This is a genomic window from Yersinia bercovieri ATCC 43970 (genome assembly GCF_013282745.1).
In the GTDB taxonomy this organism is placed as follows: Bacteria; Pseudomonadota; Gammaproteobacteria; order Enterobacterales; family Enterobacteriaceae; genus Yersinia; species Yersinia bercovieri.
This window is the reverse complement of record NZ_CP054044.1, coordinates 1-20,646: the sequence shown is the minus strand read 5'-3', so window position 1 is coordinate 20,646 and position 20,646 is coordinate 1. Positions and strand designations below refer to the sequence as shown.

Here is a 20,646-nt window from a genome sequence, read left to right as displayed (position 1 = left end):
ATGGCAGCAGATGAATATGTGGGCTCGATTGTGTTGGAAATCGACGGGCGAGAAATTGAAGTCACGTCCTTGAATGTCGATATCACCACGGGCCGTAAGTTAGTTAAAACCATGAACAAGACCGGACGAGCCAAAGGCTTTAGTCGGGGCATTGCGGAATACAAACTCAGCCTTTCTGCTGTCGTTCCGTTAGATGGCAACATTGACTGGGCTGCTATTGAGAATGCCAAAGTCACGCAATACCCGCTCAATGGTAGCGGTGGTAAACGCACCAGTTATCTGGACTGCTTCACAACAGAAACCGGCGCGAAATACACTGTGGATAATGAAGCCATGATTGATATCACAATGAATGCTCTGCGTGAGGTAATTGAATAATGACGGAACAAGGGCTTTTAGTTTTCGGGGTTGCAGTTGGTGAGGTTATTCACCGTGAGTTCTCTATCCGGTTGCCGGTAGTAAAAGACACTATTACCGCATTAACCGACACTCAGGACTCTCAAGGTACGACAGAAGGCCCGGCTGCACAGTTGTATTATAAAGTGGCGATTATTGCGTCAGCATTAATTAGCCTGGGCAATCTGGCAAAAGAAGATATCACCACGGAATTATTATTGAATGAATTAACCGATGATGATTTCGATATTATTGATGCTCATATTGCCGCCATTAAAAAAAAGCGCTTGCCCACGAACAGCTCCTTGCCGGATACCGACTTATTACCCTCGTCCTCGGTAAACACGGAGTCAGTGAGCAACAAATAAATGCAATGACCCACACCGAGTTAGATGGTCATCTTGACGCATTGGCCCGGCTGAATGGCAAGAAAACGTCAGCCGGGAATAACAAGGTAACCACTACCCAGCGGGTTAAATCCAAACGACAAAAGCGGGGACGATAAATGTCACGTGGACTCAATCTGGCGTTGACGTTATTCGCCCGCGATAACGCCTCTAAAGTACTCAAAAAGACCCTGCAAGATACGGTAAAACAAACCGCCGATGCAGCGAAAGCCTCTGAGAAGTTGGGTGATACCGACTCAAAGAGTGCTGAAAAGGGTATTAAAGCCTCCCGTAGTCTACAAGCTGAATTGAAACGCCAGGCATCTGCCCGATCCACATTGGGTGTGCGTTCTGAGCAGGATATTCAGCGCGAAATCCAACAAACTCAAGCCGCCTATCTTCGCCTAACCCGCAGTGGTGTGATGTCTGCTAATGAGCAGGCTCGCGCATTCAGTGCCATGACCGATAAAGTCAGTCGGCTAAAGAATGAACTGAATGGCGCTAACCACAGCATGACAGGCTTACAGCGGGCTAGAATGCTGGGCTCGGGTGCAGCAGCCGTGGTGGGTGGTATTACTGCCGCCAGTGCGGTATTGGCTCAGCCGGTTCGTAACCAGATGAGTTATGACCGCCGCGTAGCCATGATGGCCAATACAGCTTATGCAGAGAGAGGCGTTGAAGGTCGACTGGAGGGTAAAAAAGAGCTTGGTGGTGTCATCAGAAATGCGGTGACTGTAGGCGGTGGCACAAAAGAATCAGCGGCTGATACCTTGGATACGCTATTGGCATCCGGTGCGGTTGAGATGGATTCCGCTAAAACATTGCTACCTGTTATTCAGAAATACGCCACCGCAACCGGGGCTGATCCAAAAGACCTGGCTAACATTGTGATCGCATTGAAGCGCTCTTTTGATATTAAGGATGAGGATGTCGAAAAAGCGTTAAACATGAGTATTGTTGCGGGGCAAAAAGGTTCTTATGAACTAGCTAATATGGCGAAAGCGCTACCTGAGCAACTCGCTCTTGCCAAAAATTTGAGCATGAGTGGGCTGGATGATTATGCTACTTTGCTTGGCGTTAATCAGGGGGCAGCGATAACATCAGGCTCCAGCAGCCAGGCGGGCACTAATGTTATTAACTTGCTGGCAAAGATTAACAGTAAAGATGCGGCGAATGCCGCTGCTCGAATAAAATACAATGGCAAAGGCATTGATTTACCCGGTAGTCTTGCTGCGGCTAAAGAAAAAGGCATTAATCCGATAGATGCCTTTATGGGGATTGTCGATAAAGTAGTCGCCAATGACCCTGCGTACCAAAAATTGGAAGCTAAATTAAAAACAGCTAAAGGTGAAGAGCGCAAGCAAGTGCTGGAGTCAATGTCCAAAATATTGGAAGGCTCAGCGATTGGTACCATCATAGCCGACCAGCAAGCGCTATTAGGGCTATTAGGGTATCGCGGAAATAAAGAATATGTCCAAGATGTTATTAAAGAGTCAAATGAACAACGAGACGTAAAACCCGGACAAGGCGCGGGGGATGTTAGTTTCTCAGTTATGTCTAATGCCAATGATGTTAAAGCTGAGCAGTTTAATAATGCGAAAGACTTTGCTGAGATGGATGCCATTAAGCCGCTTTCAGATATTCTCGGCACATTATCCAAAAACCTAACCGATTATTCTAAAGAATACCCTGGGCTCACAACAGCCGTTGTCGGTGCAACTGATGGTATTAAGGCTATGGGCGCAGCGGCAGCAGCATTTGCCGGTCTTCGCTTCCTTATGGGTGGTGGTGGCGCTGGCCCAGCAGGTAACGGGGGATTAGTGCACCTGGTACGCTCGGGAAAATGGCGGGTAACAGTATTGCCGTGCCTTTGCTCTATATTACCGCAGGTTCTGTCGCCATCTCTACCGTGCGAGATGCATTGCGTGAAGATTTTGCCAAGAAAAATATGTCCGAGAAAGTGGATTCCATATCAACCGGCACGTCGGGGTATTCATTTGTTGATTTAGCCTGGTCAGTCGTTAAGGACAGATTCAGCAAAAAAGGCTCCTCAATCTCTGTTCCATCCAACATCACTACCGCCGATGTTAATCCCTTTAATGCGCAAGCCAATAACCTCGCAGGCTTTGGCGTACCGTCCTATCTGTCCGCTGGCCAGCAAGGGCAAAAGAATCAGCCCATCCAGGTCACCACTAAATTAGAGGTCGATGGACGTGTACTTGCTGAGATTGTCAATGACCACAATGGTACACAAGCCGTGCGCGGCCCCACCGGGAGTCCTCAATGAGCTGGTCAGATAGCATGTTAGATGCCTCGTTTCGTGGGGTGAAATTTGATGTGGTCAACACCCGCGATACGTGGAGCCGCGATACGGCACAGCATGAGTATCCCTATATTGATGGGGCTGATGTGCAGGATATGGGCCGCAAGGCGCGGAACATCCGCATGACAGCCCTATTCTGGGGGGATGATTACGATAGTCGGTTGCAGTCTTTTATTGTGGAACTGGATAAGCGTGGCGCAGGTGAGCTGATCCACCCCATCTACGGCTCAATGCCTCAAATGCAACCGCTGGAGTGTCAGGTCAGTCACGATGCCGAAAACGTAGATTATTGCACCGTTGAACTGGTGTTTCTTGAGTCAAAAACGGGGAACCCCTTTTTTAGTCAGGACTATCCTACCGCTCAGGCGGATGTCATTTTTAATCAGGTGCAATCGCTGATGGATGCCGAGCAGAGCCTGATGGATAAGGCAATGGCCCCGTTACGTGATGCTAAGAAACTGATGTCAAAATCTAAGGCGCTGGCGTCTGCGGCACTCAATATGCTGCTCATTTTTCGCGGTGAGATAACCGGATTTGTCGGCAGTACCACTGATTTTGTGCAATACCCCGGTGCGTTTATGAGTGACTTGCAAAGTGCGGTCAGCCTGACCTCACAGAATGCTACCTCCAGTGGCAGCAGCGGCGTCTCTGCGGCCAGCGCAATCAGTCAGACCAATGCCACGATGTCTGACTGGGGCGAGTCTCATCGCCAGTTGACTGAGATTGCCAACTTACCTGCTGCACTGATATCCGGTGAAAAAACTGCGCCCGTCGATATGCCAGCTGGGGCATCGGTGGCCGATATTGCTGAGCTGATTGCCATGGTCACTATCGTGGTGGCTGGCGAACTGGCACTGGACGCCGCTGATATCTTCAGTAATGAAGACATCAACAGTTTGCTGTCACCCATTGAGATTGAACGTATTGCTAATGATACCCGCCAGTTTATCCAAGCGGCTATTGACCAGCATCGAACTCAGTATGCTGAGGCCACGCAAGAGGTCAGCTCAAGTCCCACCGCATTGGGTATTGCATGGCAACCTGTGGTAGAGGGTTTAAAAGAGATGGCGCTGGCCGTGCAACAGTTGGCCGCCAACATGATAACCACCCGCCCACCGCTGATACAGCGGCGGGTTGATAGCGTCAGCAACCTGCATTTAGTGGCTCACCGTTGGTACGGTGACTATCGTCGTGCCGTCGAGTTACAACGTCTGAATCCTCAACTGCGCAACCCGAACAACCTTCAGCCGGGGGATATGCTCCATGCCTACGCCATCTGACAAAGAGCAGGACAACCGCGTCAGTATTCTAATTAATGGCAAAGTCCACAGCGCGTGGAGCCGCTATCAGATTGACTCTGATTTCCTGATCCCCGCCGATGCCTGGTCTGTTTCTCTGGGCCTGCCAGATGGCGTATTTCCCACTGGTATTACTCGCGGTGTCCCCGTACAGGTGAAGGTTGGGGCTGATACCGTGATGGTGGGCCGTATCGACAGTATCCAGCGAAACATCGCCCGCAAACAATGCACCCTCTCGTTGTCGGGGCGTGATGGCGCAGCCATTCTGGTGGATTGTACCGCGCCTATCTTCACCTCCCGCCAGTTGGGGCTGGAAGAAGTGATCGCCAATATCGTGCGGCCACTGGGCATCACAAAGATTCGGATTAATGCCGAGAGTGCCATCCGTAACGATAAGGTCAGTATCGAACCCGGTGAACGCGCTTGGGATGCGTTAGTCCGTGCAGCTGCGGGCCGAGGCTTATGGCCATGGTTTGAGCCTGATGGCACCTTGGTAGTCGGCGGGCCGGATTACACCGCGCCCCCAGTGGCCACGCTGATTATGCAATTTAACGGTGAAGGTAATAACCTGCTGTCACTGAACGATAACGCATCTATTAACGGTTCATTCTCCGAACTCACGGTGTTGGCGCAGGGCCATGCTCAGGGGTCTAAATCCTCTGCTAACTTGGGTATTGTGGATGTTGAGGGTGCCAGCATCCAAAGCGCGACCAGTGACGATCCAGACGATAATCAGGACGATGATTTCAGCAATGAGACGGGGACGGCTGAGACAGGAACACACGGCCTCAAAGCCGTGATAAAAGACCCGACAGTGCCGTATTACCGTCCGCAAATTATGGTGGTGGGTGATGCTGACAATCTGGATCAGGTGCGCTATCGCGGACGTAAGGCGATGGCGGATGCGCGTCTAGCGGGATACAGCTTAACGGGCGTCGTCGCCGGACACCGTACTTCTGATGGCGTATTGTGGGAGCCCGGACAGCGTATTCATGTGCGCAGTGAACCCCATGGGATTGATGCTATTTTCTTCCTGATGGGCCGTGAATTTATCGGGGGCCGTCCTGAAGGCGAGACCACCACCTTACGGTTAAAAGAGGATGGGGTCTGGATACCGGATGCCTTCCCGAAAAAGAAAAAAGGCCGGAAAAGAAAGAGTAAGAAAAATACAGAGCTGGGGATAGTCGATGTGGAATAGTGTTGATGGTCGGATTAATGCCGCGTTAAACCGCATTCGAAAGGCATTTAGGGCGGTGTTAACGCGGGTTAACAGTGACGGACAGATTCAAACCGTACAGGCTCGAGCGCTGGCTGGAGAGCAGCTACAGGATAATGAGCTGTTCCAGCATTACGGTTTTACCTCCAATCCCTTACCCGGCACGATGGCGGTGATATTACCTCTGGGTGGAGCCACTTCTCATGGCATCGTGATTGCCACTGAGCATGGTGCTTATCGGCTCCAGGGGCTCAAGTCCGGGGAAGTGGCGCTCTATACCGATGAGGGGGCTAAAATCGTATTGAAACGGGGCCGCATCATTGATGTTGAATGTGATATTTACCGCGTGACCTGCAAGAACTATGAGGTCAATGCTGAGAATCAGGCTGATTTCAATACCCCAATGGTGAATGCCAGTGAACAAGTGACCGCCCAGGCTAAAATCACGGGCAATGGCGGTATGGCCATCAAGGGTGGCACTGGGGCAACATTTGAGGGTAATATCGAACAGACCGGAGGCAACTACGTCACCGAGGGTGATGTGCAAGCGGGTGACATATCTCTGACCGGACATCATCACATTGACAGTATGAGCGGTAATACCTCGGACGCCAAAGCCTAACCCACTGAACCTCTTCACCTGAATTTTCTTGCTCTGTGCCGCCATAGTGGCGGCATGGACATGCTAATTGACCCTTCAACCCGCGACTACACTGGCGAACATATCAATACGCTGGCCAATGCCGTCTACCTGTGCCTGATGGTGCCGCTAGGCACATGGTGGGCCGATACCTCGCTGGGCTCACGTTTGCATGAGCTGGCTCGCGAGAAAGATGTCCCACGTGTTTACACTCTGGCTCGCCAATATGCTGAACAGGCATTACAGCGCCTGATTGATGATAATCGCGCCACCGCGATCACGGTGACAGCGACCCGATTAATGCCCGGCTGGTTATTACTGCATGTCGTGGTGGAAACCGCCCCCAATCAATCAGAAACGTTTCGCCATCAAGTGAGGGTTGCCTGATGCCCCATATTACACCCACCGTCGAGACTATTCGTTCCAATATCTTACGCGATATACGTAACTTATTAGCTGATGCCGATATTTCTGAAAACAGTGATTACTATATTCGTGCCTCCTCAGTGGCCAGTTGTGCGGCGGGGATCTATCAGGATCAAGGCTGGATAGTGCGTCAGATATTCCCCGACACGGCGGATATTGAGTTTCTGGAGTTGCATTGTCGGACGCGGGGCATCGTTCGTAAGCCCGCCAATACCGCAACCGGCACGATTGACCTGACAGGTGAGCCTAATGCCACCGTAGTCAGTGGATTAACCGTGACGCGTGACACGCTCTCATTTGTGACCACTCAGCAGGCCACTATCGGGCTTAATGGCAAGTTAACCGTGGCCGCGCAGGCCGCTATTGCAGGCTCAGCCGGAAACACGACACAGGTGATGTCGGGCACGTTGTCATCAACGCCAGATGGGGTGGATAGCACTGTTATCATTGGCGTTATGCGCGGGGGAACTGACCAAGAAAGCCCGGAAGACCTACTGGCGCGGTTGCTCGATATTATTCGTCGCCCTCCTGCTGGCGGTAATAAATATGACTACAAACGCTGGGCGCTGGAGGTTACTGGCGTAACGGCAGCGTTTGTTTATCCATTACGCCGTGGCTTAGGCACCGTTGATATTGTGATCACCTCTGCTGATGGCTTGCCATCCCAAGCCATTATTGCCGATACACAGCTTCATATTGATGACGTTCGTCCGGTAACAGCCAAGAGTTCATTGGTCATGGCTCCGACGATTAAGACATTTGATATCGAAGTTAAAGTCACATTAAGCGGTATTACTTTTGATGTGGCAGAAGCGTTAATTAAAGAGGCGTTAAATAACTATATAAATCGCCTGATGCCCGGTGAAACCTTTATTCGCAGTCAGGCTGAAATGTTGGTTTCGTTTATTACAGGCATCACTGACAGAAAAATAATCACTCCCGTTGATAATGTGATCCCACAAGTCGATGACGCTATTGTCGAGTGGCTACGTGTCGGCACGATCACAGTGGCCTTGCTATGAAATTCTCAACCCTGATGGGTCTGTTGCTACCACCTGTGGCTTATGACTCTCAGCAGCCGAAGATCAATGCTGAAATGCAGGCCGAAGGTAGCGCACTTGATACCGCTTCACTGTTGGCTAATGCCGTATTAGGGGGCGTCACTCCCTTTTATGCCAATAGCTTGCTGATTGATTGGGAGCGCGTGCTGGAGATTACCGCTGAGCCGGAAGCCAGCTATCAGCAACGTTTGCAAGTGGTGCTTATCAAACTGTCAGAGTCTGGTGGGCTCAGTATTCCCTATTTTAAACGCATTGCGGCCAGCGCCGGATATCAGATAACCATTGATGAGTTGGAACCCTTCAGGGCGGGGATTAATCGGGCTGGCGATACGCTCATGACGCCTGAGGTTATCTGGGTCTGGCGGGTGAATGTGTTCGGTTCAAAGACCCAAACATTCAGATTTAGAGCGGGCATATCGGCTGCGGGTGAGCGCTTATCCTCCTTTTCAGACACGGTGATTGAAACTGTATTTAACAATCTCAAGCCAGCCCATACTTTTTGTTATTTTACTTACCAGGAGAGCTGATAATGAAGAATATCATGCCGCCGATTAATACCCCTGACAATGCATTTCATGACGGTAACCCGGCAACGGGTGAGCAAGGAACGATTGTTTCAGCTGAATGGCTGAACAACGCTCAGGGGAGTATTAGAAATACCCAGCAAGAATTATTATCTGTATTAACTGAAGCCGGTATGGCAATAGATGAAAATAAAACCAATCAGTTATTACTGGCAATATTAAACCTAATTACAGATCGTTCGCCTGATTTACCGATCGCCTCTACCACCCAAAAAGGGATTGTTCAGTTAAGCAACTCAACTAGCAGCACCAGCGAAGCGTTAGCGGCCACACCGAAAGCTGTCAAGGCCGCGCTTGATGCTTCATTGCCAATCGATGGCATAGCAGCATCCGCCACAAAACTGGCCACAGCGAGAAAAATCGGTGGGGTAGATTTTGATGGTACCAAAGATATTACCTTGCCATTTATTAATACCACCGACGCCAATGTTCAATTGGCAGGCAACCTTACCGCACAAGGCAGTCTCATTGCAAAAACCAACATTGCCGCAGATGGCCGCTGCGATATTGTTGGTGATGTAAGAGGCGGGCGGATTATATCAAAAAGTGATGTTGTTGCGGGTGAAGGCCGCGCAGAAGGCCATGCAACATTGACAGTGGACGGTAATATCCACGGTACGTTGTGGGGTTCCACTCTTTACACTTTCCTGACAGAACAACTGATTGGTATCCCAATGCCTCACCCCCTGTCCAGTGTCCCCGCTGGCTGGTTGAAGTGTAACGGCGCTGCCTTTAGCACATCAACTTACCCGCGGTTAGCCCTGAGATACCCATCAGGTGTACTCCCCGACATGCGCGGGAATGCCATTAGAGGCTGGGACGACGGACGAGGGGTAGACGCGGGACGAGTATTGCTGTCGTTTCAGGATGATGCCATTAGAAACATTACGGGTATCTACGCCCCCGCAGGCGGGAAAGCCGCGGAGGCAAGTTACTTCTCAGGTGCTTTCACGCGGCTGGATGTTTCAGTACCTCAAGGTGGGCAAGTCGTTGGCGGGAGCACTGTGCAGGGAGCTAAGTTTGATGCCTCCCGTGTCGTTCCCACTGCAAATGAAAACCGCATGAAAAATATTGCATTTAACTACATCGTGAGAGCCATATAATGACTAAATATTCACTAGATATCCCAACCGCGCAGATTGGAGCAAATGGTCTCGCTATTCGTGCTGGCTGGATTGCCGTTTATAGTGCAGACACCCAATCGCAAGAGTTTATCGGCGTCAATAATGAGTACCTACCGTTGGGCGTTAGCTTGCCCGCTAGCGGTTATGCTGACTCGCCTGTATTACCCACCGAACCAGATAAGGCCGTGCGTCGAAACGATACTGGCAATGCATGGGAAATAGTTGACGACTTGCGCGGCAAGACTGCATACAGCACTGAAACCGGTCAACCAGAAGAAATCAGCTTTATTGGTGAGTTGCCGGACATATTGACGTTACTGGCTCCGCAAACCTATTACGACAAATGGAACGGCGCGAAATGGGTAACGGATAAAGTCTTGCAAAAGGCCGCAGCAGTGCAGGAAGCGGAAGAAAAGAAAACCCGATTATTGAATGCAGCCGCAGCGAAAATTGCACCGTTACAAGATGCGGTAGATACCGGCATGGCAACGGATGACGATAAAGAGCAGCTTACGGCGTGGAAAACTTACCGCGTTTTACTGAACCGCATCGATACATCAAAAGCGCCAGATATTGAGTTTCCGCAACCACCAGAATAAACACTAGCCTAGATGGTATTAAAAAAGCTGCGAACGCGGCTTTTTTAATACCCAATAATATTTGATCGATTTAGCCGATCAAATATTAAAAAACGATCATTTAAACCAATTATAAAACGAGGTGTATATTTTATGAATAGCCCGATAATCCCTTGGGTTGGTGGTAAACGGAGGTTGGCGAAACATATTTTGCCACTATTCCCTTCGCATACATGCTATGTCGAACCGTTCTGCGGTGGTGCGGCTCTCTATTTTCTCAAAGAAACATCGAAAGTGGAGGTCATAAACGATATCAATGGGGAATTAATCAACCTTTATCGAGTGATTAAGAACCATTTAGAGGAGTTTGTCAGGCAGTTTAAATGGGCATTAACCAGCCGTCAGGTATTTGAGTGGACGAAAGCCACACCAACTGAGGTGCTCACTGACATACAGAGGGCGGCGCGGTTTTACTATCTGCAAACGACAGCCTTTGGCGCTAGAGTTGATGGCCAAACATTTGGCACCTCAACCACCAGACCTGCGGGATTGAATCTGTTGCGCCTTGAGGAGACGCTATCAGCGGCACACCTGCGGCTGTCTCGTACGATGATAGAGCACCTCGGCTGGGCTGATTGCATTGAAAAGTATGACCGCCCGCATTCACTATTCTATTTAGATCCCCCTTACTGGCAGACCTGTGGCTACGGTGTTGAATTCGGGCTTGATCAATACAGCCACATGGCTCAGTTGGCGCGTTCTATTCAAGGGAATATGATAATTTCAGTCAATGATATCCCTGAGATGCGGGACGTCTTTAAGGGACTGCATATCGACACTGTGAGCCTGAAATACTCATTAGGGGACAACAAGAAGCAGGCCAGCGAGTTAATCATCCGAAATTTCTAACGTTCTATTTTGCATTGTGCAAAATCGACGATTATCGCGCGGCGGCCTTATGCAAAAATGGTCGCTAATCTATGCAAAAAAAATCGCCGCGCTACATATGGTGGATATTCTCTATCGCAGCAACTTGAGTTATTTGAATATCGGCCTGACCATCTTTGCCGCCGCCGCGCTCTACGCCTGCTTTACCGGCATGGTATCGACTCCCGTGGTGGTGATCCTGGGTATCCTTTGTGCTGCAATATTCGTCTACTTTATGATTCAAACCAGCGGTGAGCGCTGGCCGACAGGTGTCATGCTGATGGTAGTGGTGTTCTGCGCCTTCCTCTACTCATGGCCGATTCAGGCACTGCTACCCACTTATCTGAAAATGGATCTAGGCTATGACCCGCACACGGTCGGCAATATATTATTTTTCAGTGGCTTTGGTGCGGCGGTGGGGTGCTGTGTGGGCGGCTTCCTCGGTGATTGGTTAGGCACCCGCAAAGCTTATGTGACCAGCTTGCTGATTTCGCAATTACTGATTATTCCGCTATTCGCCATTCAGGGCAGCAGCATCGTGTTTCTTGGTGGTTTACTGTTCCTACAACAGATGTTGGGGCAGGGGATTGCCGGATTACTGCCCAAACTGTTGGGTGGCTATTTCGATACCGAACAACGTGCAGCGGGCCTGGGCTTTACCTACAACGTCGGCGCACTGGGTGGGGCATTAGCGCCCATTCTCGGGGCATCCATTGCTCAGCATCTGAGTCTCGGCACCGCGCTCGGTTCGCTCTCATTCAGCCTGACATTTGTGGTGATTCTACTGATTGGTTTTGATATGCCATCCCGCGTACAGCGCTGGGTGCGACCATCTGGTTTGCGCATGGTGGATGCTATCGACGGCAAACCATTTAGTGGCGCTATTGGTGCAACTAATGTCAGTGTAGTTACGCAAAAATAGAATCAGCCCACTATTTATGCCCAGTGCAGGTCGGCTGGGCTTTTTTTATCGATAGAGAACCGCAAAATGGAGTGGCTGGCGACCTGCGGTGTGACTGGCTTAGAGCATTTGATACTTGCACATCACTAAACGGTATATAAAAGCATTATAGGTATGCGCCTAGTTATAAATACACTGAACATATTAAGGGCGGTATTAACATTTATAACCCGCCTGCCGGATGAACTCAGTGAATAAGGTGCAGAATGAAACAGACCTCAGTGAAGAGAAATGGATGGACTCGTGTTGCCTTATTAAGCGCGTTAATTTTCGGCAGTGCAACCGCCTGTGCAACTGAGTTGCTCAACAGCTCTTATGATGTCTCGCGCGAACTATTCACCGCGTTGAATCCGGGCTTCCAGCAGCAGTGGGAGCTGCAAAATCCGGGCGACAAACTGACCATCAAGCAATCTCATGCCGGCTCCTCTAAGCAGGCATTGGCTATCTTGCAAGGTTTGAAAGCCGATGTGGTGACCTATAACCAAGTCACTGATGTGCAAATTTTGCACGATCGCGGCAACTTGATCCCGGCCGACTGGCAGGCGCGCTTGCCAAACAACAGCTCGCCATTCTACTCCACCATGGCTTTCCTGGTGCGCAAGGGCAATCCAAAGAGTATCCACAACTGGGATGACTTGGTGCGCGAAGATGTGAAACTGGTGTTCCCAAATCCAAAAACCTCCGGCAATGGCCGCTATACCTATCTGGCAGCATGGGGCGCGACACAGCAGGCCAATGGCCAGGATGAGGCGAAAACCCGCGACTGGATGAAGCGCTTCCTGAACAATGTACAGGTGTTTGATACCGGCGGTCGTGGTGCTACCACCACTTTTGTTGAACGTGGTTTGGGTGATGTGCTGATCAGTTTCGAGTCAGAAGTGAATAATATCCGCAAAGAGTATGGCAGCGACAAATATGAAGTTATTGTCCCGCCGGTCGATATTCTGGCGGAGTTCCCGGTGGCGTGGGTAGACAAAAATGTGGCGAAAAATGGCACGGAAAAAGCCGCCAAAGCTTACCTCAACTACCTCTACAGCCCAGCGGCGCAGCAGGTTATCACCAGCTTCAACTATCGTGTTTACGATAAAGCCGCGATGGAGGCGGCCAAATCCCAATTCCCTGATACCAAATTATTCCGCGTTGAGGAGCAATTCGGTAGCTGGCCACAAGTGATGAGCACCCATTTTGCCACCGGCGGCGTGTTGGATAAATTGTTAGCGGAAGGGCATCAGTAATGTTGTCGGCATCCAGTAAACGGGTTCTGCCCGGATTTACCCTCAGTCTTGGGAGCAGCCTGCTTTACACCTGCCTGATCTTGTTATTACCACTCAGCGCGTTAGTGATGCAGGTCGCACAGATGAGTTGGGCGCAGTACTGGGAGGTGATAACCAACCCTCAGGTGGTCGCGGCTTATAAAGTGACCCTACTGGCGGCGGGGGTGGCGAGTCTGTTTAATGCGCTCTTTGGCATGTTGATGGCGTGGATTTTAACCCGCTATCAATTCCCCGGCCGCAGCTTGCTGGATGGCCTGATGGATTTGCCGTTCGCTTTACCGACCGCAGTCGCCGGTTTGACTTTGGCGACCCTGTTCTCCACCACCGGCTGGTATGGGGCCTGGTTGAATGAATTGGGTATCAAAGTGTCATTCACCTGGTTAGGCATTGCGGTGGCGATGGCATTTACCAGCTTGCCGTTTGTGGTTCGCACGGTGCAGCCGGTGTTGGAAGAGTTGGGGCCAGAGTACGAAGAGGCGGCTGAAACCTTAGGTGCCAGCCGCTGGCAGAGTTTTCGTCTGGTGGTGATGCCCGAACTGGCGCCGGCACTGCTGGCAGGAACGGCACTCTCCTTCACCCGCAGTCTGGGCGAGTTCGGCGCAGTTATCTTTATCGCCGGTAATATCGCCTGGAAGACCGAAGTCACCTCGCTGATGATTTTCATCCGCTTGCAGGAGTTTGATTACCCGGCAGCCAGCGCCATTGCCTCGGTTATTTTGGCGGTTTCACTGCTGCTGCTGTTTGGTATTAACACGTTACAAAGCCGCTTTGGTCGGCGGATAGGTGGGCACTGATGGCGGATATCAGCGAGTTTAACGGCGTGGCCCGCCCGCCGATCAACTGGGGCAAATGGGCCTTGATCGCCATCGGCGCAGGGTTCTCACTCCTGCTGCTGGTGATCCCGATGGTATGGATCTTTATCACCGCGTTCTCGAAAGGGATTGAGGTGGTGGGGCAGAATTTACTCGATCCCGATATGTTGCACGCCATTTGGCTCACCGTGCTGGTGGCGCTGATTACCGTGCCGGTGAATCTGGTGTTTGGTGTGGTGTTGGCCTGGCTGGTGACCCGGTTTGTCTTCCCCGGCCGCCAATTATTGATGACGCTAATTGATATCCCGTTTGCTGTTTCGCCAGTGGTCGCGGGCCTGATGTACTTGCTGTTTTACGGCTCTAACGGGGTAGTCGGCGGCTGGTTGGACTCCCATGATATCCAATTGATGTTCTCGTGGCCCGGCATGGTGTTGGTGACCATCTTCGTCACCTGCCCGTTTGTGGTACGTGAATTGGTGCCGGTGATGATGAGTCAGGGCAGTCAGGAGGATGAAGCCGCGGTGCTGCTCGGCGCATCCGGCTGGCAGATGTTCCGCCGGGTGACCTTACCCAACATCCGCTGGGCGCTGCTGTATGGCGTGGTGTTGACCAACGCCCGCGCGATTGGCGAGTTTGGGGCGGTCTCCGTGGTATCCGGTTCTATTCGTGGCGAGACCTACACCTTGCCGCTACAAGTTGAGTTGTTGCATCAGGATTACAACACCGCCGGGGCATTTACCGCCGCCGCGTTATTGACCCTGATGGCAATAGTGACCCTTTTTCTGAAAAGCGGCCTGCAATGGCGCTTAGCGCGTCAGGTTGTTCGTCTCGAACAGGAGCAAAAGCATGAGCATTGAGATTGATAATATCAGCAAGTATTTTGGTCGCACCAAGGTATTGAACAACATTACGCTGGATATTCCTTCTGGCCAGATGGTGGCGCTGCTCGGCCCGTCCGGTTCAGGGAAAACCACCTTACTGCGCATTATTGCTGGGTTAGAGAACCAAAACGCCGGGCGGTTAAGCTTCCACGGCACTGATGTCAGCCGCCTACATGCTCGTGATAGGCGCGTGGGTTTTGTGTTCCAGCATTACGCCCTATTCCGCCATATGACGGTGTTCGATAACATCGCTTTCGGCCTGACGGTGTTACCGCGCCGTGAGCGGCCAAATGCCGTGGCCATCAAGCAGAAGGTGGCACAGCTGCTGGAGATGGTGCAATTAGGCCATCTGGCTACCCGTTACCCGTCACAGCTCTCCGGCGGCCAGAAACAGCGCGTTGCATTAGCGCGGGCGCTGGCGGTTGAACCCCAAATTCTGCTGCTGGATGAGCCATTCGGCGCTCTGGATGCACAGGTGCGCAAAGAGCTGCGCCGCTGGTTACGCCAGTTGCATGATGAACTGAAGTTCACCAGCGTCTTCGTCACCCACGATCAGGAAGAGGCGATGGAAGTTGCTGAGCGAGTGGTGGTGATGAGTCAGGGGAATATTGAGCAGGTCGGTACGCCAGATGAGGTGTGGCGCTACCCGGCGACCCGTTTTGTCCTGGAGTTCCTCGGTGAAGTGAATCGCCTGAGTGGTGAAATCCGTGGTTCACAGTTGTATATTGGCGCTCATCACTGGCCGCTGGATTTAGCCCCGATGCATCAAGGCAGTGTGGATCTGTTCCTGCGCCCATGGGAGATGGAGGTCAGCACCCAATCGAGTGATCGTTGCCCGTTACCGGTACAGGTGCTTGAAGTCAGCCCGCGCGGTCACTTCTGGCAACTGACAGTGCAACCTATTGGTTGGCATCAAGATCCTATCAGTGTCGTGCTGCCAGAGGGTAATATCGACGCCCCAGTGCGCGGCAATCGCTATTACGTGGGTGGATTGAATGCTCGCTTATATTCAGGCGATCAATTATTACAACCCATTGCTTTAGCCCAAAGCGCCTGATAAATTTTTCTGCAAGTGGCAAACAGAGGTGGCCTTATGGTCGCCTCAGACTGCTGATAAAGTTGATAAGCGGGGAGATGTGCCGAATGGGTCGTAACGGCGTGAGCCGTCGGAGCGCCCATCGGTGCAGTCGCCCCGCCAGTTTCGGAGTGACAAAATAGGTTTGTCATCAACCTCAGGTGGCCTTATGGCCGCCTTTTCTTTTATTGAGATCAATTCAAGTTAGGTAACGAATGTGACTACCCTCGAACACTGCATCGGCAACACCCCACTGGTCAAACTGCAACGCTTAAGCCAAGGGCTGAATGCAGAAATTTGGGTGAAACTGGAAGGTAATAATCCGGCGGGGTCGGTCAAAGATAGGGCAGCTCTCGCTATGATCCAGCAGGCAGAATTACGCGGGGAGATTGCACCTGGCGATGTGTTGATCGAGGCAACCAGCGGTAATACCGGGATTGCATTGGCAATGATTGCGGCCCTGAAAGGTTATCAGCTGAAATTACTCATGCCAGAAAATATGAGTCAGGAACGTCAGGCGGCGATGCGCGCTTATGGTGCTGAGCTAATTCTGGTGAGCCGCGAGCAGGGCATGGAAGGTGCGCGCGATCAGGCGTTGATGATGCAGGCCGCAGGGCAGGGCAAGGTGCTGGATCAGTTTAATAATGCCGATAATCCCTACGCCCATTTTACCGGCACTGGGCCAGAGATTTGGCAGCAAACGGCGGGTAAAGTGAGCCATTTTGTCTCCAGCATGGGAACCACCGGCACCATTACCGGGGTCAGCCAGTTTCTGAAAAGCCAAAATCCTGCGGTGATCACTATCGGGTTGCAACCGGCTGAGGGCAGCAGTATTCCCGGTATCCGCCGTTGGTCAGCGGAATATATGCCGGGGATATTCCGCCCCGAATTAGTGGATCAAGTATTGGATATCACGCAGATCTCAGCCGAACAGACCATGCGCCGACTCGCCACGGAAGAGGGGATCTTCTGTGGTGTCAGTTCTGGTGGCGCGGTCGCTGGGGCGTTGCGCGTGGCGGCAGAGAACCCTGGTGCGGTCATTGTGGCGATTATTTGTGATCGCGGAGATAGGTATTTATCGACCGGGGTGTTTGAGTAACCGCGCTTCTTTTACCATGACCCGGTAAAACCCAACCTGATCCTATGATCAGGTTGGGTGACATAACATTTAATAATAAAAATCCTGACGGTAAAAATAGTTCACTCTCGTTCTAACGCCCTGATAGGGTCCATCTCCGCCGCTCTCTTTGCCGGGAAAAAACCAAAAATCACCCCAATCAGGCTGGAACAGACAAATGCGGTGATGATCGAGGTTGCCGAATAAACCATCGAAAAGCTGCTGCTGAACTGGCTAAACAGCAGGCCGATACCCAGTGACAGCACCACCCCAATCCCGCCCCCCAGCAGGCACACCAGGACTGCCTCAATCAAGAATTGCTGCATAATGTCACCGGCTCGCGCACCCACCGCCATTCGAACCCCAATCTCTTTAGTGCGCTCACTGACTGATACCAACATGATATTCATCACTCCGATACCACCGACTACTAATGAAATAACGGCAATCATTGACACCAGTAATGTCATGGTTGAGGTGGTCTTCTCAATGGTTTGACGGATGCTATCGGTGTTCATCACGAAAAAATCCTGTGCGCCGTGACGCTGGGCCAGCAGTTTGGTGACACCCTGCTCAGCATTCGCCAAATCTATATCATCGTTAACTCGCACGGTAATGCTGCGCAGATAGGTTTGCCCCAGCATACGCTTCATGGCGGTGGTGTATGGTATCCACACATTCAGATTCTCGTCACTGCCAAAACCGCTCTGTTTCTTGGCTGCAACCCCAATTACCCGGCAGGGCAGGGAGCCGAGCAGGATAACTTTACCTAAGGGACTTTCGCCGTTGGGGAACAGCTTATCGCGTGTATTTTCATCAATAACAGCCTCTTGCATCAATCCATCGACGCTGGCACGGGTAAATGCCATCCCTTGGGCAATGCTATAGCCGCGCACCATAAAGTATTGTTCGCCGACACCATTCACGGTGCCACTGACAGATTTATTACCATAGCGCAGCGTGCTACTGCTGGAGACCGCAGGTGTCACGCTGTGGATATAGCCCTGTTTCGCCAATGCATCGGCATCAGTGGCCCGCAAAGTTTGGATGGCAGCAGAGCGCATATCGCCGAAATCTTTGCCGGGGAAGATCTCCAGCGTACTGGTGCCCATGGCGTTGATGTTAGCGAGCACTTGCTGTTGCGAACCTTTTCCCAATGCTACGACAGAGACCACTGACGCAATACCAATGATGATCCCCAGCATGGTCAGCAGGGTGCGCAGGCGCTGTGCAGCCATCGCCAGTGTCGCCATTTTAAATGCTTCACGGAGGCGGTCACGTTGGGCCATCCAGGGCGATAGCACGGTTCTTTTAGCACTTTTGGGTGCTATTTCTGGCGTGATTATGGGGAGTCGTTGTGCCTGTTGTGCGGCCTGCTGCACCGCTCTATCCGCAATCACCTCGCCGTCTCTTAGCTCGATAATCCGTTGAGCATGTTCTGCAATCGACATATCGTGGGTGACAATGACCACGGTATGGCCTTGTCGATGCAGCTCTTTAAGGATGTTTAACACTTCATTACCGCTGTGAGTATCAAGTGCGCCTGTGGGTTCGTCGGCCAGAATAACTTCGCCGCCATTCATCAATGCTCTGGCAATACTGACCCGCTGCTGTTGCCCGCCAGAAAGCTGGCTCGGGCGATACTCCAGCCGGTCAGCCAGGCCGAGACGGGATAGTAGATCGCCAGCGCGTTGACGGCGCTCTTCACGATCGATACCGGCGTAAATAGCAGGTATCTCAACATTTTCCCGCGCATTTAAGTCATTGAGTAAATGATAGCGCTGAAAAATAAAGCCGAAATGTTCGCGACGTAGCTCGGCGAGGGTGTCGCTATCCAAATGCTGCGGAATACGGCCAGCCACCAGATACTCTCCTGAACTGGGCTTGTCCAGACAGCCAAGAATGTTCATTAGCGTCGATTTGCCGGAACCGGATGCTCCGACGATCGCCACCATTTCACCGCTGTAAATCGTCAAGTTGATGTTTTTCAGCACCCGGACGCGCTCTTCACCTGCAATAAACCAGCGGCTCACGTTATCAAGTTGCAGCAAAATCTTTCTTTGGTTGAGGTCTATCATCAGTTACATCCCCATCGGTGGGCCGATATGTTGGGCCTTATTGTTGGCGGGGGCGGCACTTGCCTGACTGACAATCACCTGCTCCCCAGCCTGCAAACCGGAGAGAATCTGAGCATCGACATTGTTATTTAACCCGACGGTGACCTCGCGCGCACTGATTTTGCCGTTGCTGCTCACCACCTGAACCCGATACGTCCCGTGATCATTTTCCAGTGCCGTGGCGGGGATGACCAAGGCTTTTTCGTCTTTATGTAGCACGATATACACTTGGGCGGTCATCGAAATACGCAGTGCTCCGTTCGGGTTCGCCACATCGAACAGGCCGTTATAGTAAATGGCCGTGGTGGTGGTGGTGCTCGAACTTGATGTTGTGGTGGTGGTTTCATCGTTTATCGAGTCAGGGGCGGGTTCGATGGCGCGCAGTGTGGCACTGAAGCGCTCTTCCGGCTCGCCTAAAATAGTGAAGTAAACGGGCATACCGGCTTTGACTTTGACCACGTCCGCTTCAGAGATCTGCGCTTCAATCGTCATCGTATCGAGCTGAGCGACTTTAATAATAGTGGGGGCGCTTTGCACTGCGTTAACGGTTTGCCCCTCTTCAACCGGAATAGCGACCACCGTCCCGGTGATCGGCGAGCTGATTTTGGTATAGCCGAGATTGAGTTTGGCGGTATTCACGGCGATTTCAGCCTGCGCAATTTGGGCATCCAGCGCATTAATCTCAGCTTGGGCGCTCTCTAATGTGGCTTTGGCACTATCAAAATCGGCGCGGACGCCGAGACCCTTGGCGAGGATTTGCTGCTGTCGCTGGTAGGTTAATTGGTTGTTCTGCTGTGTCGCCACTTTGGCTGCACGCTGTGCAAGCACATTTTTCAGCGCTTCCTCCGCGTCTTTCAGCGCATTTTGTTGCGTAAGATCATCAATTTCGGCCACTAACTGGCCTTTTTCAACTTGCTGCCCTAGGGTGATATGCAGGGCTTTGATCTGCCCGGAAACTTGTGCGCCGACAGTGACCTGTTTTTTTGCCTTGATAGTGCCATCGGCGAGTACGCTCTGTTCCAGTGTGCGGATCTCGGCCGCTGCGGTGATATAGCCGGGTTTCTCCGCAGGAGAGAGCCATTTGAAGAGCAACAAACCGGCCAGCATCAGCAACACAACCGCTAACCCAATAAAACGCCGTTTTGACTTGGTAACCTGTAGCATAATTAATCAAAAATCCTTGAACCACAATGAAGAGAGTGGTGAAGCCAAATGCAGGGAGCTAATTTACCGCCAAGGCCGCTGAGTGTGAGTTAAGTCGAATTCAAAAATATGTAAGGATTGAGTAAAACTGGCTGCGTGCGCACCAAATAGGCATGAAAATAGCTGAAATCAGGCAGGAGAGTTAAAAATGAAGATTTTGTTAGTCGATGATGATGTAGAACTGGGCACGATGTTGAGGGAGTACCTGAGCGGCGAGGGCTTTAATGCTGAGTTGGTATTAACTGGC

Annotated in this window: 20 protein-coding genes and 2 pseudogenes; 20 read left to right on the top strand and 2 right to left on the bottom strand. The window is 51.5% G+C overall.

The features are described 5' to 3' along the window. The 19 genes and pseudogenes from HRK25_RS00110 to cysM all read left to right on the top strand — a co-directional run bounded on the left by HRK25_RS00110 (window position 1) and on the right by cysM (window position 17,061). On the top strand, window positions 1-378 hold the full coding sequence (locus HRK25_RS00110) for a hypothetical protein (RefSeq protein WP_032898430.1): 378 nt from the start codon (window positions 1-3) through the stop codon (window positions 376-378). Continuing rightward, entirely contained in the window at window positions 378-764 is a 387-nt protein-coding gene (locus tag HRK25_RS00105; protein ID WP_005276860.1) for a hypothetical protein, read from the top strand. Before HRK25_RS00110 ends, HRK25_RS00105 begins: the two co-directional genes overlap by 1 nt. A gap of 137 nt (window positions 765-901) precedes the next feature. Further along, entirely contained in the window at window positions 902-2,791 is a 1,890-nt protein-coding gene (locus tag HRK25_RS00100; protein WP_173361755.1) for a phage tail tape measure protein, read from the top strand. Next, window positions 2,743-3,069 carry a hypothetical protein gene (locus HRK25_RS00095; protein ID WP_173361754.1) on the top strand — a complete coding sequence of 109 codons (327 nt, stop codon included), beginning with the start codon at window positions 2,743-2,745 and terminating at the stop codon, window positions 3,067-3,069. Before HRK25_RS00100 ends, HRK25_RS00095 begins: the two co-directional genes overlap by 49 nt. Beyond that, complete coding sequence (locus tag HRK25_RS00090) at window positions 3,066-4,385, top strand: DNA circularization protein (protein WP_032898431.1); 1,320 nt, start codon at window positions 3,066-3,068, stop codon at window positions 4,383-4,385. Before HRK25_RS00095 ends, HRK25_RS00090 begins: the two co-directional genes overlap by 4 nt. Next, window positions 4,369-5,601: a phage baseplate assembly protein gene (locus HRK25_RS00085; protein ID WP_032898432.1), complete on the top strand. Its 1,233-nt coding sequence runs from the start codon at window positions 4,369-4,371 to the stop codon at window positions 5,599-5,601. The genes HRK25_RS00090 and HRK25_RS00085 overlap by 17 nt, the downstream gene beginning before the upstream one ends. Then, window positions 5,591-6,241, top strand: coding sequence for a phage baseplate assembly protein V (locus HRK25_RS00080; RefSeq protein WP_032898433.1), 651 nt, complete (start codon window positions 5,591-5,593; stop codon window positions 6,239-6,241). The genes HRK25_RS00085 and HRK25_RS00080 overlap by 11 nt, the downstream gene beginning before the upstream one ends. Window positions 6,242-6,295: 54 nt before the next feature. Then, window positions 6,296-6,646 carry a phage GP46 family protein gene (locus HRK25_RS00075; RefSeq protein WP_032898434.1) on the top strand — a complete coding sequence of 117 codons (351 nt, stop codon included), beginning with the start codon at window positions 6,296-6,298 and terminating at the stop codon, window positions 6,644-6,646. Next, the gene (locus tag HRK25_RS00070) at window positions 6,646-7,707 is read left to right on the top strand and encodes a baseplate J/gp47 family protein (protein WP_005276880.1); all 1,062 of its coding nucleotides are present in this window, start codon (window positions 6,646-6,648) and stop codon (window positions 7,705-7,707) included. Before HRK25_RS00075 ends, HRK25_RS00070 begins: the two co-directional genes overlap by 1 nt. After that, window positions 7,704-8,273 carry a YmfQ family protein gene (locus HRK25_RS00065; RefSeq protein ID WP_032898435.1) on the top strand — a complete coding sequence of 190 codons (570 nt, stop codon included), beginning with the start codon at window positions 7,704-7,706 and terminating at the stop codon, window positions 8,271-8,273. Before HRK25_RS00070 ends, HRK25_RS00065 begins: the two co-directional genes overlap by 4 nt. Before the next feature lie 2 nt (window positions 8,274-8,275). After that, a complete protein-coding gene (locus tag HRK25_RS00060) occupies window positions 8,276-9,433 on the top strand; it encodes a phage tail protein (protein WP_005276886.1) in 1,158 nt (385 codons plus the stop codon). Beyond that, a complete protein-coding gene (locus HRK25_RS00055) occupies window positions 9,433-10,053 on the top strand; it encodes a tail fiber assembly protein (protein WP_173361753.1) in 621 nt (206 codons plus the stop codon). The genes HRK25_RS00060 and HRK25_RS00055 overlap by 1 nt, the downstream gene beginning before the upstream one ends. Window positions 10,054-10,185: 132 nt before the next feature. Next, window positions 10,186-10,941, top strand: coding sequence for a DNA adenine methylase (locus HRK25_RS00050; protein WP_005277632.1), 756 nt, complete (start codon window positions 10,186-10,188; stop codon window positions 10,939-10,941). Window positions 10,942-11,035: 94 nt separating this feature from the next. Continuing rightward, window positions 11,036-11,881, top strand: a pseudogene (locus HRK25_RS00045) (MFS transporter); the annotation flags it as partial. A 245-nt stretch (window positions 11,882-12,126) separates the two neighbouring features. After that, window positions 12,127-13,155 (top strand): sulfate ABC transporter substrate-binding protein, encoded by a 1,029-nt coding sequence (locus HRK25_RS00040; RefSeq protein WP_005277630.1) that lies wholly within the window; start codon window positions 12,127-12,129, stop codon window positions 13,153-13,155. Next, on the top strand, window positions 13,155-13,988 hold the full coding sequence (gene cysT, locus HRK25_RS00035) for a sulfate/thiosulfate ABC transporter permease CysT (protein ID WP_032898590.1): 834 nt from the start codon (window positions 13,155-13,157) through the stop codon (window positions 13,986-13,988). Before HRK25_RS00040 ends, cysT begins: the two co-directional genes overlap by 1 nt. Beyond that, the gene (gene cysW, locus HRK25_RS00030) at window positions 13,988-14,863 is read left to right on the top strand and encodes a sulfate/thiosulfate ABC transporter permease CysW (RefSeq protein ID WP_005277629.1); all 876 of its coding nucleotides are present in this window, start codon (window positions 13,988-13,990) and stop codon (window positions 14,861-14,863) included. The genes cysT and cysW overlap by 1 nt, the downstream gene beginning before the upstream one ends. Beyond that, a complete protein-coding gene (cysA, locus tag HRK25_RS00025) occupies window positions 14,853-15,944 on the top strand; it encodes a sulfate/thiosulfate ABC transporter ATP-binding protein CysA (RefSeq protein WP_032898589.1) in 1,092 nt (363 codons plus the stop codon). Before cysW ends, cysA begins: the two co-directional genes overlap by 11 nt. Window positions 15,945-16,179: 235 nt before the next feature. Then, on the top strand, window positions 16,180-17,061 hold the full coding sequence (cysM, locus tag HRK25_RS00020) for a cysteine synthase CysM (protein WP_005277627.1): 882 nt from the start codon (window positions 16,180-16,182) through the stop codon (window positions 17,059-17,061). 101 nt (window positions 17,062-17,162) lie between these two features. On the opposite strand, the gene HRK25_RS00015 is transcribed toward cysM, so the two are convergent. Together HRK25_RS00015 and HRK25_RS00010 are read right to left on the bottom strand one after the other, a co-directional pair. Further along, the gene (locus HRK25_RS00015; RefSeq protein WP_005277626.1) at window positions 17,163-19,157 is read right to left on the bottom strand and encodes a MacB family efflux pump subunit; all 1,995 of its coding nucleotides are present in this window, start codon (window positions 19,155-19,157) and stop codon (window positions 17,163-17,165) included. Window positions 19,158-19,160: 3 nt separating this feature from the next. Beyond that, on the bottom strand, window positions 19,161-20,360 hold the full coding sequence (locus HRK25_RS00010) for an efflux RND transporter periplasmic adaptor subunit (RefSeq protein ID WP_005277625.1): 1,200 nt from the start codon (window positions 20,358-20,360) through the stop codon (window positions 19,161-19,163). A gap of 187 nt (window positions 20,361-20,547) precedes the next feature. Here HRK25_RS00010 and HRK25_RS20110 point away from each other — a divergent pair. Next, a pseudogene (locus HRK25_RS20110) lies at window positions 20,548-20,646 on the top strand (DNA-binding response regulator); the annotation flags it as partial.